Annotated in this window: 16 protein-coding genes; 15 read left to right on the plus strand and 1 reads right to left on the minus strand. The window is 48.7% G+C overall.

The genetic code is table 11. The features are described 5' to 3' along the window. The first annotated feature begins 169 nt into the window (after positions 1-169). On the plus strand, positions 170-2,020 hold the full coding sequence (locus MHI12_RS06125) for a DUF4127 family protein (protein WP_405171862.1): 1,851 nt from the start codon (positions 170-172) through the stop codon (positions 2,018-2,020). 4 nt (positions 2,021-2,024) lie between these two features. On the opposite strand, the gene MHI12_RS06130 is transcribed toward MHI12_RS06125, so the two are convergent. Further along, positions 2,025-2,369: a DUF3139 domain-containing protein gene (locus MHI12_RS06130; RefSeq protein ID WP_405171863.1), complete on the minus strand. Its 345-nt coding sequence runs from the start codon at positions 2,367-2,369 to the stop codon at positions 2,025-2,027. A 420-nt stretch (positions 2,370-2,789) separates the two neighbouring features. On the opposite strand from MHI12_RS06130, the gene MHI12_RS06135 reads away from it, so the two are divergent. The 14 genes from MHI12_RS06135 (at position 2,790) to MHI12_RS06200 (ending at position 15,540) form a co-directional block, all read left to right on the plus strand. Then, on the plus strand, positions 2,790-3,713 hold the full coding sequence (locus tag MHI12_RS06135) for a hypothetical protein (protein ID WP_405171864.1): 924 nt from the start codon (positions 2,790-2,792) through the stop codon (positions 3,711-3,713). Positions 3,714-3,894: 181 nt separating this feature from the next. Next, complete coding sequence (locus MHI12_RS06140; protein ID WP_405171865.1) at positions 3,895-4,095, plus strand: hypothetical protein; 201 nt, start codon at positions 3,895-3,897, stop codon at positions 4,093-4,095. Beyond that, positions 4,095-5,558 carry a phage tail sheath subtilisin-like domain-containing protein gene (locus MHI12_RS06145; protein WP_405171866.1) on the plus strand — a complete coding sequence of 488 codons (1,464 nt, stop codon included), beginning with the start codon at positions 4,095-4,097 and terminating at the stop codon, positions 5,556-5,558. Before MHI12_RS06140 ends, MHI12_RS06145 begins: the two co-directional genes overlap by 1 nt. Positions 5,559-5,686: 128 nt before the next feature. Continuing rightward, a complete protein-coding gene (locus MHI12_RS06150) occupies positions 5,687-6,094 on the plus strand; it encodes a phage tail tube protein (RefSeq protein WP_036611426.1) in 408 nt (135 codons plus the stop codon). Positions 6,095-6,268: 174 nt separating this feature from the next. Next, complete coding sequence (locus MHI12_RS06155) at positions 6,269-6,703, plus strand: phage tail assembly chaperone (protein ID WP_017690174.1); 435 nt, start codon at positions 6,269-6,271, stop codon at positions 6,701-6,703. Positions 6,704-6,885: 182 nt separating this feature from the next. Continuing rightward, positions 6,886-8,616 (plus strand): hypothetical protein, encoded by a 1,731-nt coding sequence (locus MHI12_RS06160; RefSeq protein WP_405171867.1) that lies wholly within the window; start codon positions 6,886-6,888, stop codon positions 8,614-8,616. A gap of 56 nt (positions 8,617-8,672) precedes the next feature. Continuing rightward, a complete protein-coding gene (locus MHI12_RS06165) occupies positions 8,673-9,305 on the plus strand; it encodes a LysM peptidoglycan-binding domain-containing protein (RefSeq protein WP_253509411.1) in 633 nt (210 codons plus the stop codon). After that, the gene (locus MHI12_RS06170) at positions 9,302-10,288 is read left to right on the plus strand and encodes a phage portal protein (protein ID WP_405171868.1); all 987 of its coding nucleotides are present in this window, start codon (positions 9,302-9,304) and stop codon (positions 10,286-10,288) included. Before MHI12_RS06165 ends, MHI12_RS06170 begins: the two co-directional genes overlap by 4 nt. Next, complete coding sequence (locus tag MHI12_RS06175; RefSeq protein ID WP_341072628.1) at positions 10,281-10,691, plus strand: hypothetical protein; 411 nt, start codon at positions 10,281-10,283, stop codon at positions 10,689-10,691. Before MHI12_RS06170 ends, MHI12_RS06175 begins: the two co-directional genes overlap by 8 nt. Further along, positions 10,684-11,139, plus strand: coding sequence for a DUF2634 domain-containing protein (locus tag MHI12_RS06180; protein WP_405171869.1), 456 nt, complete (start codon positions 10,684-10,686; stop codon positions 11,137-11,139). Before MHI12_RS06175 ends, MHI12_RS06180 begins: the two co-directional genes overlap by 8 nt. A gap of 4 nt (positions 11,140-11,143) precedes the next feature. Continuing rightward, positions 11,144-12,283, plus strand: a complete 1,140-nt coding sequence (locus tag MHI12_RS06185; protein ID WP_405171870.1) for a baseplate J/gp47 family protein — start codon at positions 11,144-11,146, stop codon at positions 12,281-12,283. A 137-nt stretch (positions 12,284-12,420) separates the two neighbouring features. After that, the gene (locus tag MHI12_RS06190; RefSeq protein WP_405171871.1) at positions 12,421-13,011 is read left to right on the plus strand and encodes a YmfQ family protein; all 591 of its coding nucleotides are present in this window, start codon (positions 12,421-12,423) and stop codon (positions 13,009-13,011) included. Then, positions 13,011-14,654, plus strand: a complete 1,644-nt coding sequence (locus tag MHI12_RS06195; protein ID WP_405171872.1) for a pyocin knob domain-containing protein — start codon at positions 13,011-13,013, stop codon at positions 14,652-14,654. The genes MHI12_RS06190 and MHI12_RS06195 overlap by 1 nt, the downstream gene beginning before the upstream one ends. 385 nt (positions 14,655-15,039) lie before the next feature. Beyond that, positions 15,040-15,540: a holin family protein gene (locus tag MHI12_RS06200; protein WP_405171873.1), complete on the plus strand. Its 501-nt coding sequence runs from the start codon at positions 15,040-15,042 to the stop codon at positions 15,538-15,540. The last annotated feature ends 260 nt before the right edge of the window (positions 15,541-15,800 follow it).

Below are 15,800 nucleotides of genomic sequence, written 5' to 3' on the forward strand. Positions count from 1 at the left end.
AGCTACTTCGGAAGCATACACTACGCCTTTATCCACGGATTTCTACCTTTATATAAGTGGATCAAGAAAATCTGGGGATAACAGCGATCGGAAGGTTGTTCTGTCATCGAAGTGGCAAGTGTAAATATTCTGTAGTTCAACTTATATAGATAACAGGAGGCTACGTGATATGAAAACAGTATTGTATGTTCCACTGGATGATCGTCCAGCGAATCTGGATGATGTGATTGTGCAAGGGAAAGCAGCCGGTATCCATATCGTTACACCGAACCTGAGTGATATTAAAAATCGTCTGGACTCGGAGAAAACCGTAGATGGCACAACGCTGCTCGGCACCTCCACGCCGGTGTATGGCAAACCGTCCAAGATTCACGACTTTATTCTGAAACATGCTGCCAAGGTCGACGGATTCATTATCTCATCCGATATGCTCGCCTATGGCGGTCTGATTGGTAGTCGTCAGCTCCGCGAAGATGGAGGAGGCGCCTATCCTGAGTACGATGAGGAAACCACTCGTTTGCTGGATGTGATTCGTGTGATCAAGCAGAAATACCCACGCAAACCCGTATTTGTAATGGACACCATCATGCGTTTGGCTACGACCTCGTTTGCAGATGGCTTGGCGCTCGATGCGTATAATGAGTCCCGTGCGTTGATGCAGCAGCCACGTCAGACGCACACCGAGTTTGAGGATATTATTCAAGGATATAACCTGTCCCCCGATGGGGTGGAATATGGGACAACGACCTATTTTGATAAAGAACAGTATTACAACACAAGACAGCATAAATTCAAAACAAATCTGTACATTCTGGATCAGCTGGCTCGCACAGGTTATATCGATTTCCTTGCGGTTGGCGTCGACGATGCCAACACGCAGGGTGTTCAGATCAATGAAATCAAATATGTAGAAGCGCGAATCAATGAATGGCTGGGTGGAACCAATGGACAAAATCCAGATCGTGCTATCATCTTGCCGGATGCGGATGGTCTGGGGCACGCTTTGGTTGCTCGCATGGCTAACCAGTTGTTCCGAGGTGGGGCGAGGACACGTTACGCAGTGAAATATTTTGGTCCTCACGGCAATACCATCATTAACACGTATGAATACATGGATGTACACGAGAATGTGGTTCGTCATGTGGATATTGTAGGTGGTGTGCTTGTAGCGGATTCGGCATATCCTGAACAGGAGGTGGTGACGGATGTGGGTGCTGGCTTGGAAAATGAACAGCTAGTGGCTGTAGCAGCCGATCAAGTTGTCCCGTTTGACATGACCTCCGAACTGGATCGTATGACGAAGGGTCACCCAGGTAATTCCGGGGAGAACACGGGCATCGACATTGAGATTATCGCCATTACGGCTCTGGATCAGGTGCAGGCTGCGTTGGAGCAGTTGACGCTGAATAGTGAGCAAGGTCTGCCTTCGGTATTGATTGATTTTGTGGGTAAAGGACCAGCCAATGTTGATGTTGCTGAAGCGTTGCTAAACAGTCCATATACCGGACGTGTTCTGGGATACAGTGCATGGAATACACCAGGTAACAAGATCGGTATTGCTGTAGGTATGGGGCAGTCGAGGTACGCATTGATCACAACAGAGAAGCATGAGCATAAGTTGCGAGATGCTATGAATGCGCATGGCTCGTTGTTGTTTAAGCGTTTTCTGAAGGATTACTACTACAAAGCGGTAGCGATTGCGGACATCCGCACGTATTCCCGAGCCCATGCGTTGTATACCAACGTGGCTACCCTTTCGGACCAAAATATGTTGCTGTTCAACTCAGAGGAAGACTATGCTCATTTGCAAACATTGCTCCGTGATTTGATGCAGACTTATACCACGGCGCTTGCGAATAAAACAGCCTTCCAGGCAGGCAATGTGGCGATTAAGCAGATCTGTGATGACGAATTGTCTTATGCGACGTATGGTAGTGCGCTGCTGGAATATGGGAATCCTGATTTCATCTGGGGCCGTGCATTTGAGATTACGTTGAACCCGCAAGTTACGCTGAACTAAACTGTTATCTTACCATGGGCTCCTCATGTTTGGGATCATCACTGGTATGACTGTACTGCTTAATCTCGCCGTTGTTAAAAATGATATATTGGTACTTCGCTTCGAGTTCATCCGCGAATGTTACTGAGGCACCGTAAGGTGCTTCAGAACTTTTTGAGGAGTAAGTACCTTGTACTTCGATAAGCTGTTCGGGTGAGTAACCTTTCTGTTCAATCAGGTAAGTGGTTACCTGTTGTTCAGCATCATTTTTCTTGAGCGGATTACCAAGCAGTCCGAAGTAAGCCCAGCAGGATATCCCGAGTATACATGCTAAGATGACAAGTGAAGTGATCTTGAATGTTTTACTCATAGGTATTTCTCCTTCTTTTACGTAAGCCACAATAAATTTGATAATGAAATATTAATATATTTGGATAAATTTATCAATTTATTGATTATTTTTTCGTTAAAATGATGATTCCAGAATCGTCTTTTTTCCACCCGAATGACTCCCTTAATCGCACCGAAGTCGTACGGAACACCATCTGCGCTAGGAATGAAAAGGTGTAAGATTGTATTATCGGATCAATAACAAGGGACACACCGAAAGCACATACGCTAATGTACAGACCGGCCAGGTGGCCGGTCTTTTTGATGCGGTGAATGTAGTCCCGGTACTGGTTCGGTCGGAATACGACTCTGAGTTAAAAGGGGGAGTCTACTGCTGCTGCATTGTCGCTGCACGGTGTGGGCAGATCTCAAACTTGCAGCCAAAGGGGGCGAAATGAATGTGTCTATGAGAAATGAAATTAGCACTGCCATGAGCACCAGTAAAATGAGTACGCTCATTAAAAGAACGCTAAAACAGAAGCTCGCGGTACTTGTTCCAGAGTGGAACGGTCGTGTGCTGGATGTACCTGCGTCAGGCGAAGTGTTGGCCGGGCCTTGTGCAGTGGTTGCGTTTGCCGAAGAGGTGCCGAAGTCTGCTTGGGCGGGATATCGAAGGATTATTAAAATCTCACCATACGCTCGTCCGGAAGATGGTGGCGCTGAAAAGGTAGAAGCTTGGTCAGCTGATCTAATCGAAGGGTTGCATCAAGTAAGGCTGGTGGATGAAGCAGGTGAGTCCTTCACTTGTATCTATCTGGGTTCTTCAGATAGTGACCGGGTGGATGCAGGGTCTGGAATGCTTACACGTAGTCTGCGGTTCGGAGTGTATGTTCCAGAAGACTCGGGAGCTGTCCTCGCTGAAACAGGCGACGCGTGGTTAGCTGCGCTTCAAGGCTGGACACAGTCGGAACTTGGTTCGGGCTGGTCGGTATATGGGGATATCTGGCCTGGAGGATATGAGATGCCGTCTGTGTTATGGCGATTGGCCGGATGCAGCACGTCTGTGGCGGGCACTTCGGCATTGGAGGTCCGACAACAGTGGATTGGGCATGTGCTAACCGATCATTCGGTGCTAACACGCCAGACCGTTACTCGGTTGGTGGAGCAACTTGCAGTGCAATCTCGTCTTGCCATCACTGAAACGGGTGGCGAAGAGCACGAAGGTAACACACGGTATGTGACGGTGGATGAGATCACGGCAGATCTGCAGACCGATGCGTATCTGAATGGTCAGATTCGCCTGACGTTGCAACAGCGGATTCGTCGTCCGGGTACGAATGTACCTTTGATTCGTGAGATTCACCATAGCAAAGGCATGGAGTAAACGTTTAGTCGAGAGGAACCTTCTATTAAAGGTGGTTCCAGATTATAGCTTTGAGTAGATTGGTTTAGCTTCAATATTATAGCTTCAAATTCATAGGTTCATAGGATCAAAAATTCATAGGTTACGCTTAAAGATCAACGATTCACGAAATTAGTAGTCCAAAAAATGAGGTGAGATGGCAATGGCAAGCTCAGTGAAAAAAAGCAAACAGACAGCCCCGCGGTATACACGGGCAGAACTGATGAATCATGCAGAAGCCCTCTTTGCCTTTAAGGCAGAGGTGCTGTACGGTGCGCTGTACGAAGCGGCGCAAGAGACGTTTTCCATTGAAGAAACGCAGGAACGAATTAACCAATTTATGAAAGCGAAGGTGAAGGGATAATGGCAGGTGGAACTTGGGAGCAAACGAATCGTCCGGTCCTTCCGGGCTTATATATGAATTTTCAGGCGGCAGCATCCTCAGCCATTCAGGCAGGTACACGGGGAACGGTCGTTGTGCCGATCAAGGCAAACTGGGGACCGGTAGGGACTTTTGTTGAAGTAGGGAGCGAAGCGGCGATTGAACGTATTTATGCGGCGAATGTGCTGGATAACGGTACAGCTTATACGTCCTTGAAGCTTGCCCTGTTGGGTGGGCCGAAGAAGTTGCTCGCTTATCGGGTAGCAAGTGCAGCGGCCAAAGCAGCTACGCTTACCTTGAAGGACAGCAGTGATGCCAATGTGCTGCAACTGGATGCGAAGTATCCGGGGGATCGTGCAAATGGGTTCTACGTCACCATCCAGCCAGGTGTGATTGATAATACGAAGCATGAAGTGCGTCTTTTTGAAGGGAACCGGATGTTGTATGCGCTCCTGACAGCGGATATTACAGCAGCTTCTCTGGCAAAAGAGATTAACGCGGATGAACAAAATGTCTGGGTAAAGGCTCAGGCGATTGGCGATGGTACTGGCGTGGTTGCTACCGTTGCAGGTGCGGCATTCAAGGGCGGCGTAAGTGGCAACGATGACCTGACCAATGCAGAATACATTGCTGTACAGGGTGCGTTGGAAGGGGAGCAATTCGACGTCTTGGCTTTGGATCAGGCGGCTGATGCACCTCTGCTTGCGAGTTTTGCGGCATGGGTGAAACGTGTACGTAGTGAAGGTAAACCGGTGGTGGCTGTATTTGGCGGTTCCGCAGCGGACGATACCTCTGCTACAGCTGCACAAAAAGCAGCAGCACGTTCGCTTGCGCTCAACCATGAAGGTGTGATTAATGTCGGTACAGGCGTGCGCCTTGGAAATGCATTCTACAGCTCGGCGGAAACATCCGCCTATGTTGCAGGTCTGATCGCCGGACAACGTCTGAACCAATCGACAACCTATGCAGCTACTCCGTTCGATGATGTGACACGTCGCTGGACGCGTGCAGAACAAGAGCAGGCAGTACAGAATGGCGTATTTATTTTCTTCCATGATGGACGTCAGGTGAAAGCACTTCGCGGTGTAAACACACTTGTAACTCCGGCCGCTGGACAGAATAATGCGTGGAAAAAAATCCGTTCCATTCGTGTGTTGGACGCCATTAACACGGATCTGCAACGTTCCGCGGAAGATACGTATATCGGTAAAGTGAACAATACCGAAGAGGGTCGTCAGGCACTGATTAGTGCCATGAAGGCCTATTTGGCGTTGCTCGCACAGAGTAATGTGATTGAAGCTGACGGTTATGATGTCATTCTTGACCCGGCGTATTATGGCACGGCACCAGTTCTCAAACCGGAAGCAGATCAGGTATTCCTGCAATGGAATGTGAAGCTGACCGATGTAATGGAGCAGTTGTTTGGTACATTTTACGTGCAATAAGGTTTCTAGAATAATTACTATATGTTGAACTGATGGTTTACACGATAACAGCGATCGGAAGATTGTTCTGAATGCGGAGTTATACCGTGTAATATTTATTAGTTCAACCAACCCAAGGAGGAAAATATATGTTGGATGCGTCAAGAGTAATTCTCGGTACCCATGGTCAGTTACATATCGATGGTGTGTGGCAGACGAACATTAACAAGTTGGAAGCGAGTGTGGAGATTGAAAAGCGTGAGTTGAACCTGGTCGGTAACGACTGGAAAGTGCACAAAAACGGCGCAAAAAAAGGAACAGGCACGATGACCGGCTACAAAGTCACTTCGGATATGATCCAGCGCGGCTTCACCAAATTCGAGATTATTTCCAAGCTAAACGACCCTGAATCGTATGGACATGAGAGTGTATTGCTTAGAGGTTGCATGGTGGACAAAATCCAGCTTGCCAACTGGACAGCGGGTGAGGAAGTACCGGAGGAAACGGGCTTTACGTTTGAAGGATTTGAATTGCTGAATCCAATTGTGGCGAACTAAAGGTTGAGATAGGCACGTGATTGAGCTAGTGTGCTCAAGCGTGATTGCATAGTTACTTCATATCATATGGACACCAATGCGGGCCGAGATGATCTCGGTCTCTTTGTTGTCTCTACAGGCTTGGAAGCTGGCATAAATAAACCCATTAGTGAAATAAGAAGGAGATAACGCCCGATGAGTATGAATGAAAATATGTCCGAAGAACAGATTTTGGATCAGTTGTTTGAAGCAGCAGAACGTTTGCCAGAGGAGAATGTACGCATTCAGCGTCTGGATCTGCTGTTGACCTTGCGTGGATTGACGTCTTCCAAAGTGGATCACATTCGCGAACGCTGTACGATTCGAAAAACGACCAAAGGGCGCACCGAGGAAAAGGTGGATACCGAAACGTTTAACGCGCTCCTCATTTCTGAAGCAACGGTGAAATTAAAAGTCCGCAGCCTGGAATTGTCCGGCTGGGGGGATACCCGTATTACAGGCCGCATGAAGCTGTCTGGTGGCGAACAGGCGGTTCGCCGCATGCTGCTCGCGGGTGAATTGGATGCCGTAGGTGATAAAGTGCTGGAGCTGTCCGGCTTTGGTGTGGAGATTGAAGACCTAAAAAACTGATTCACTCCGGCGGGATGACCACGTTCCTATATCACATGTGGGTGCGTCATCATCTCCGGCCCGGAGAGTTCTGGTCTTTGCCACGCGGGGAACGCTCGCTGTTGATTGCGTTCTCGGAAGAGGAGATGTCAGCGATAACCTCGCAAATGAATCGATAACGATATAGGGTAGGAGGTGAAAAAATGACAGAAATGATTGTAGGTCTATCTAAATCTAATGCGGAAATGCGGACAACCCTTCGTTATCTGGATCAGATCCAACGCTCAACCGAACGTCTGGGCAGAGTTCGTTATCAGAGTCTGATCAAGGTGAACAGTGAACTGAGAACGACCGGACGTAGGTTGGAGCATATTTATAGTATGGCTGTGCGAATCAGCAGGCTGCGAATCACACCGACGATTGGGTTGATTGATAAGCTGAGTCCGGCACTGGATCGCGCATGGGTTAAACTGAATAGATTCAGGGACCAGATGGTTACGGCTTCGGGAACAGTATCCCTTGAAGTTCGGCAGAAGATCGAAGTGGCGATGGGCAAAGGAGGGGCCTCGGGTCCAACTATGGCTGTCGTGATTCAAAATAACAAAAACATTACTAACAATACGAAGGAAGAAGAACCTAAAAAGTGGTGGGAAAAGGCACTAGAAGTAGCTAATAGCATTATGGATGCGTTCAACAATATTGGAGATATTATTGATCGTTTCAAAAAGAAAAAAGAAGATAATCCTGCATCAGATCCAACCAGAAGTCCAGCATCCAAATGCTGCTGTTGCACAGGTGGAAAGATGGGCAAAAACCGTAGAGTTCGTTCACCGAATGCGGATGGTGGTGGATCAGATCGTGGAAGACGAGATTACCGAAGTGGTAGAAGGTCTAGTAATCGTTCGAACCGGGGCCCATCACCAGTACCCAATCCTGTACCTGATACTCCGACTCCTCCGGCCGATCGCAACCGTAATAGGGGAGGCGGTAGAAGAATACGAGGAAGCGGTAGATTAGGATTTGCGGATGGTGGATTGGGATCTTTAACCGACATGCTGGCTGGTAATGGATTGATGGATAATTTAAGTAGTGGCTTTGCCAAAGGAGCCAAAAGGTTGCTTGGACCTATCAGCATGCTTGCTGATGTAGCGAATGTAGCGACAGCGCCCCCGGAAGAGCGTGGCCGAGCTGTGGGTTCCATGATTGGCGGCACAGCAGGTACTGCGATTGGTAGCGCCATAGGTAGCGTTCTTTTGCCTGGCATCGGAACATGGGTTGGTGGTGCAGTAGGTGGTTGGGCCGGAAGTGCAGCAGGGGGCTGGATTGGAGACAAAGCGAAGGATATTGGAAACTTTATGTCTAGTGCTACCGAGGGTGTAGGGGATGCTTTGTCGGGTGCAGCCGATTATGTCTCTGAGAAAACAAAAAAAATCACCGATGGCATATCCGGCTTCTTTGGATTTGGTTCTAAAAAAGAAGAAAAGACTGTCTCGGCAGCAACGGTGGCTGCACCGTCTCCAGTTGCAACAGGCCCGCAGATGGCACCTGCCTATATGCCACCGGCACTGACCATGACAGGCCCAACGGCTTATATGAACAGCAAAGTCGGTCAGCCTACATCTGCTGGATTCATGGGAACAAGCATGATGCAGAGCCAAGCGATGGCGCTTGGTAACGGTGCGCAGACGAATGGGAAATCGTCCACGATGACGGTACAGATATCTGAAGACCAGATGAGCAGTCTGTCCGGTTACTTGAAGGATTTCAAAACCGAAACTACCAATCAGATTGCGATCAATATTCCACCAGGTGCGGTGCAGGTGACCGTGCGCGAAAATGCGATTGATTATGACGCAGTTTCTCACCAGGTGGGGCAACGGATCTCTAACGAGTTCCGCCGTGCGATGCAAAATCGCAAAACAATTATGGCCTAAGCAGAAAGGAGGCCGCAGATATGTCAGTACTTGAAGATAAAGTTGGTCCTAACAAAATGTCATTTACGTTGAAGGACGGCAACACTCCATTTCAATTCCCAGTGAACCCTGAAGAAGTTAATATTTCCAGGTCTAAGGGATATGAAACGGTCAATATGTTGGAGCATGGCGAGTTTGATTTTGCACAAGGGGAGAAGGTGAAGGAGATCACCTTCTCTTCTTTTTTTCCCAAAAGATTTGATCCGTCCTATTGCATGGATGAAAAATCTTTTCTAGATCCACGTGTGGCGATGAATGTGCTGAACACCTTTCTGATCTCCAAAAAGCCGCTGCGTTTCATCATTTCAGAGACGGGCGTGAACGTGCCTGTTTTTATTGTTTCGCTTAATTCGAGCTTTCGTGGGGGGGAGACAGGGGATATTTATTTCGACCTGACCCTACGCACATGGCGGGATTCCAAGGTGGAAAAGGTGGGCTCTGCGGCATCGGGGAGCAAGTCAGGTTCTCGTACCGATTTGAAAAAAACCAGCAAGACCTACACTGTCAAATCTGGTGACTCCCTGTCCAAAATAGCAAAGCTGGAGCTGGGCAGCAGTTCCAAATGGAACGAGATCTACAAGCTTAACGCAAAGATCATCGGGAGTGATCCAAACCGGATCAAGCCCGGACAAAAGCTGGTGATGCCATGACCTACAAGGTCATTGTCGACGACAAATATGACATCACCAAGCTGGTGGAGACGATTACACTGAAGGACTCGCTCGACCAGATTGCTTATCAGGCCAACATCCGGCTGGCGGTGTCTGCGTCTTCCAGTCTGCCTGCAATATCACCGGGTATGGCGGTACGGATTAGCGGGGTTCCTTTTGGCGAAAAATCCATGGTCCACTTGTTGCATCCTGCGGTCATCTGGGAGGTGGAAAGCTCGAACAGCGGCACCAAGCGGCTGTCTCTCACGGTGTACGACCGGATGATTTATCTGGAAAAATCGGAGGACGAGTTCCTACTTCCCAAAGATCAGACGGCTACGCAACGACTTAAAACCTACGCTAAAGAGTGGAAGATTCCATACGCTACATTACCGGAAACCAAGACAAAGCTGGGCAAAGCCGTGTATCGGTCACAGACGATCTTTTCGATGATGTTTGCCGATCTGAAAGAAACGGCGAAGTCCGGCGGGGAAATGTACCATCCAAGGATGACACCCGGCGGGTTGCAGCTCTTCCAGGTCGGAAGTAATGCGAAGGTGTATGAGCTGGACCGGTTAATTGATCTGACCCAGATGCGTACGCTCGAGGGGGCAGTTACCAAAGTTAAAGTCATGGCAGCGTCGGAGTCACCGAGTGGCAAAGAAGTTCCTTCCAAAGTGCTCGCGATTGAGCAGAATGGTGTGGAAGAATTGGGCACATTGCAAAAGCTGGTCGAGGACGATCAGGTGAAATCCACAACCGCCGCCAAGAAACTGGCGAAAAGTCATCTGACGGGTATTCAGGAGACCTTTACGATATCCGCACCGGATGTGAATACGATCCGCGCCGGGGACGCTGTGTTGTTGAAAGGACTGAAGCTTATCGTCATGTCGGTCAGCCGTGATCTGTCTGCCGGGCCTGGAACAATGACGTTGGATCTTGGGACGGCTGATCTGGTGAAAAGGAGGTATTACCTTGAATAAAGATGATCCGTATGGGCATTTTGCCGACGTCATGCGGGGTGCGATGAGTACACATTCCCGTCAGGCCGTGAGCGGGCTGGGAGCAGTACTGGGTACGATGACCTCGTCCGGTGTGAAGCTGGATGATTTCAAGCACGAAGTGCAGGATTATCTCGTGGCCGAATTGCCGGGCACGCTTGGACTACCGGAGCGCGAGGCTGCTGGCGCGATTTCCGGTATATCTGACGTGGCAAACGGCGGAACAACGGGCACGGGACGGTTTCTTTTGCAAGAAGAGGAAGTGGAAGAAGCGGTGTGGTCTCTTGGTAAGGGATTAAAAGCGGGAGATCGTGTGCTGGCGATGCGGGTGAATGGCGGTAACGATATTGTAGTGCTATGTAAGGTGGTGAGTGCGAATGCCTAGTTTGTTCCCGGAAACGGGTGTGATTTGGGGAGATGAGGAGGACCTGTCGGGGGCGGCTTCGGAAGAGGTGCGCTTTGGACGGAGCTGGCGATTCGATTACGATGCAGGAGATTTTGTGCTGACCCCAAGTGGCAAAGTAGCCTCGGCGGATGCACATGAAGCCTGGGTGCAATGGTGCATCAAGGCCGTCAAAACGCCACGTTACAGACATGTGATCTATTCTCGAAACTATGGTTCGGAGCTGGAGGATCTGGTGGGGCAGGGTGACAGCCGGGGTGTGATGGAAAGTGAGATTACCCGGATGGTGACGGAGACGTTGCTGGCTGATCCACGCACGGATTCGGTGGACCAGTTCACGTTTGATTGGAATCGGGAGCAGTGCATGTTCTCGTGCCGGGTGGCGAGTGTACAGGAAGAGATGTTTATTCTGGAAAGTGAGGTGATCTGACGGGATGGCTGAGATTCCGCGTTATTTGGAGGACCAGACGGAGGAACAGATTATGCAGCGCATGCTGGATCGTCTGCCCGCGGATCTGGATAAGTCGGAAGGATCGTTTCTGTGGGATGCGGAGGCCCCGGTTGCATTTATGCTGTCTGAAGCGGCTTTGTGGGCACAGGAATTACTGCGGCGCGGGTTTGCAAGTACGGCTGCGAGCAGTGATCCGAATTTTCGTTCGGAAGAGCTGGATCTGCGGGCGGGAGAGCACGGCATTACTCGGCGGGCTGCGGTGGCGGCACAAGGTGCGGTGAGGTTCGCGGGTGCGCCGGGTAAAGTGGTGCCTGCGGGAACGGTCGTGGCTACGCTTGCGGATGAAGTATCTGCTGAAGCTTCGCTCGAATATGAAACGGTGGGACGTTTGGAACTGGATGCAGAGGGCTCCGGGGTGGTAGGCGTGCGAGCGCTTGTTGCCGGAAAAGAGAGTAATGTGCCTGCGGGCACGGTAACTGTGCTGTCTACACCTGTAAGTGGCGTTACCTCTGTCACGAACGTTGAGGTGATTAAAGGCGGTGCAGATATTGAGGCCGATACGGCGCTGTTGGAACGTTTTTATGCCAAAGTCCGCAACCAAGGAACCAGCGGCAACAAGTCGCAATATGTGCAGTGGGCCAGTGAAGTGCCAGGTGTTGGTGCAACGCGTGTCATTCCGTTATGGCAGGGGCCAGGCACGGTGGGATTGTATCTGCTGGACACGGACAAGCGTGCTGCGGGTACCGATTTGGTAGCGGCCGTGCAGAAGTACGTTGACCCAACGCAGGATGGACAGGGTGAAGGTGTTGCGCCGGCGGGGCCAGTGGTGTCCGTGATGCCAGCCGAGGAAGTGCCGATGAACATTCAGGTGAAGCTGACGCTGGCAAGTGATGCGACACTCGCTGATGTGCGGGCATTGATCGAACGCGGGGTGACCGCGTATCTGAAACAGTTGGCTTTTGCAGATCCACTTGTGCGTTACACCCGCATTGCCGCGATTCTGCTGGATATTCCGCCGATTATCGACTATTCGGAGCTTACCGTGAACGCTGTGAGCGACCAGAATATTGAGATAACCGCGAGTCAGGTGGCGGTTCTGGGGACGGTGGATGTGCATGAGTAGTGTTGGGCAGATGGTGGACGAGGAAGTAGTTTTGGAGTGCGGAGACCAAGGAAGATTGGGAGAAGTACGCCGATCCGGATTGGATCTGGTAAGCGAGACGCTCCATGTTGATGTGCAAGGAAGGGAGGGGACAGGGCATGAGTGCTCCTTCTATTGTAGATGTTGGACTGACGAGTGAGAAAGGGCGTGAGCTGTTCTCGTATTTGCCCAGGTATTATGAGACTTCTCGTGTAATGCAAGCCGATATGCAGGCCAAAGGCACAGAAATGGATCTGCTGTATCAGGCGTTGGATGAGACGTTGGAGCAGTTTTTTGTCCGCACGGCGACGTGGGGGCTGGACTTCTGGGAGCAGGAGCTTGGCATTGAGACAGATCGTCTCAAACCCGTGGAACAGCGGCGTGCCGTAGTGGAATCGAAGCTGCGTGGTGCCGGAAAGTTTTCGGGGAGACAAGTTGTGAATGTGGCAGAGGCATATGCCGGGGGAAAAGTGGATGTAACATTTCAGCCGGAAGTGTGGAGTTTTACGGTGAGCTTTGTGGATACGATGGGCACCCCGCCCAATATCGATGATCTCAAACGTGCGATTGAAGAATTGAAACCGGCCCACATGGCCGTGGAATATGAGTATCGTTATCTGATCTGGGACGATCTGGATAAGAAGCAGAAAACATGGGATGAACTGGATGCCGCGTCCTTGACGTGGAATGAACTGGAGGTGTGGGCGTAATGCCAAAAGAAACAGATCGACTAAAATTGCCTCTTCCCTTGGGGAACGAGAATGTGACCCGAGAGAGTATTAACGGGATTTTTGAAAAGATTGATGCAGGTGTGGCGACGGAGAAGGAGGTTAGAGATGCCCACGAACTGGCAAGTAGTAAGCAAAATGTCATTAAATTAGCCAACAACTTTGCAGCTCCTGATACAGCTATCACAGCTTATCCAGAGGGATATTCCGTTTTCTATGTAGGTGGTGGCACTGGTGGACAAGGAGGGGTATGGAGGACAACTGTAGGAGCAACCGAAGCATTTGGCTATGTGGAGACAGTACGAGTTGGTACTGGGGGGTATCAGACATTCACAGAGATGTATTCGGGTAGCGATACGGCGAATCGTGCCAATAATAAGCAGTACAAGCGTAATAAAAGGGATAGCAATGCTTCATGGCAGCCGTTTGAACGTGAGCTTGACGTAGATGATTATAATTCATTGGTGACATATTCAGATAACGGATTTATTAAAAAATCTGTTATCATACCCGCGTCCGCTAATTTAAATAATTACATTGAAGAAGGACGCTTCTACTGCCCTGCAAATGTCACAGTTCAAACTTTGCTTAACTGTCCGGTTTCGGACGCGTTTTACTTAGATATTGGAAGGCATGCAGGTGTAGTACAAACGTTAACAACGTTCGAACCAGATAATCTTAAAGTTTATAAAAGGAATTACTATAATGGTTACTGGGGAGCTTGGGTAAAAGTTCCATCTAGACAAGAATTCGATGCAATACAAAAACACAAGCTAACGCAAGATAACGGAAAAAATTTTGTTTTCGAAGGCGACTTAAATAACTTAGTTACAAACGGACAATACAACGGACATGGATTAGTTAATGCTCCACAAAGTGAGATTGCAGGAACTTGGTGGTATATAGAAGTCCAATGTCATACGAATGACATTGGATATGTATTACAAAGAGCAACGAAGTTAAATAACGGAGTACCTTCTTTTTTTCAAAGAACCAAGGAGAACGGAACATGGTTGCCATGGTCGCCTGACCTTTTTCAATCTGGCGTTGATGCTAAAAATGGTATCGTGGGTGCCATTAACGCCAAGGGTGGAAGTGCATCCACATCTGATGCATGGCCGACGCTCGTTTCGAAAATAAATGGGATTGAACAAGGCCATTATCAATATTTACCAACATCCTTATCGCCGGGAGGTTTAACATTGCCTGCCGGACCTGTGGGCGCATACGGTCCAGTGGTGGCGACAATCCCGGCAGGGACAAAAGTTATATCAATACAGGCCAGTTCGGATGCTTTTTACGCTACCAATACAGACAACAATAAGCGAGTCGCCTTGGTTTTGATGGACGGAAACGGGGTTATGTGGCCTTTTACCGCTACTGCTTATAGTGGCAATGCTGAATTAAGTTCAACTAAGTTGCACTCCGCGCAGTTGGATTTGGTTGCAGGGGTTTCTCGTTCTCAAAAAATGACAACTAGCCTTACTTACTACCATTTTACTAACAACAAGCCTGAAAATTTCAATGTTAATACTACAATGCAAATCAGGATAGGGTTAATTGTTGCGGGCACGGGAACATCCAACTGTAACTATAGTTTCTATGGGAACATTTTATCCGTGTAGGGGAATGACAAAAGGATGATAACATAAAACAGAGATATATACAGAGGATTACAGTGGGCATGCTGTAACTCTTACACCTTGTATAATCAAAGGGGATCAACAGAGAGAGGTGGAAGATACTGTTTATTCCGAAACTCATTGTGATCATACTAATTTTATGTTAGTTACGAGTATTATTGTTATGGTATATGGTGAAAAAGCGGGTAACTTAAACACACTTTAAATTTAAAAGTTGTACAATGAGAAGTTGCTAACGGGCTTGGGGGGGGCATTCTACGAGGATAATTTCTATTAAATAAGACGGATGTACAATATGAGAAACATCATGTTGGGAAGTGATTTGTTATTCTAAACATTATATAATTTAGTAAAGTGAGGTGAAACCATGGAACGATGGGATACCCTATGGAAATGGGGAATTGCACTCATGAGTAGTTCAGTAACCTACTTCTTCGGAGGTTGGTCAGGGGTACTCGGCGTATTGCTCGTATTCGTCATCCTCGACTACCTAACTGGTATCGCAGCAGCGGGCATGAGCGGCAAGCTTGAAAGCAACATTGGCATGTTCGGCATCGCACGAAAGGTATTTATATTTGCAATGGTATCGGTGGCTCATCTGGTGGACGGTGTTCTGGGAGACGGACATTTGTTCAGGGATGCGGTCGCCTTTTTTTATATCGCAAATGAGTTGTTGTCCATTATCGAAAACGGGGGTAAGTTGGGCGCTCCAATTCCGCCAGTGATTCGGCAAGCTATTGAAGTGCTCAAGGGCAAAGGGGGAACCGGGGAATTCCCCGGTAACTTCTCCCCGAGTGCCAACGATTCTTTTTCACAGGCTGATACGGATGACACAGAATCACCGACAACAGAAGATAACGTTAAGTAGCGTTTAATATTGCGAGTATATAGTTATATTGAACGTTTGTTGATCACTATGAATGTCGGATTAAACAGAATTAATCTATAAATAAGCAAAGCTATATAAGGCCGCTATACAGATTGAACTTAACATTTTCACACAATAACGGAGAGGACAGAAAAAACCTGAAAAAGCGAAGCGGTCGCCTTTATCCCCCGGATTTTCCCCTTTATAAAGAGAATTAAAAAAAATCCGGGGATAACAGCGATTGGAAGGTTATTCTGTCA

The sequence above is a fragment of the Paenibacillus sp. FSL H8-0280 genome (assembly GCF_045040665.1).
GTDB lineage: Bacteria > Bacillota > Bacilli > Paenibacillales > Paenibacillaceae > Paenibacillus > Paenibacillus xylanexedens_A.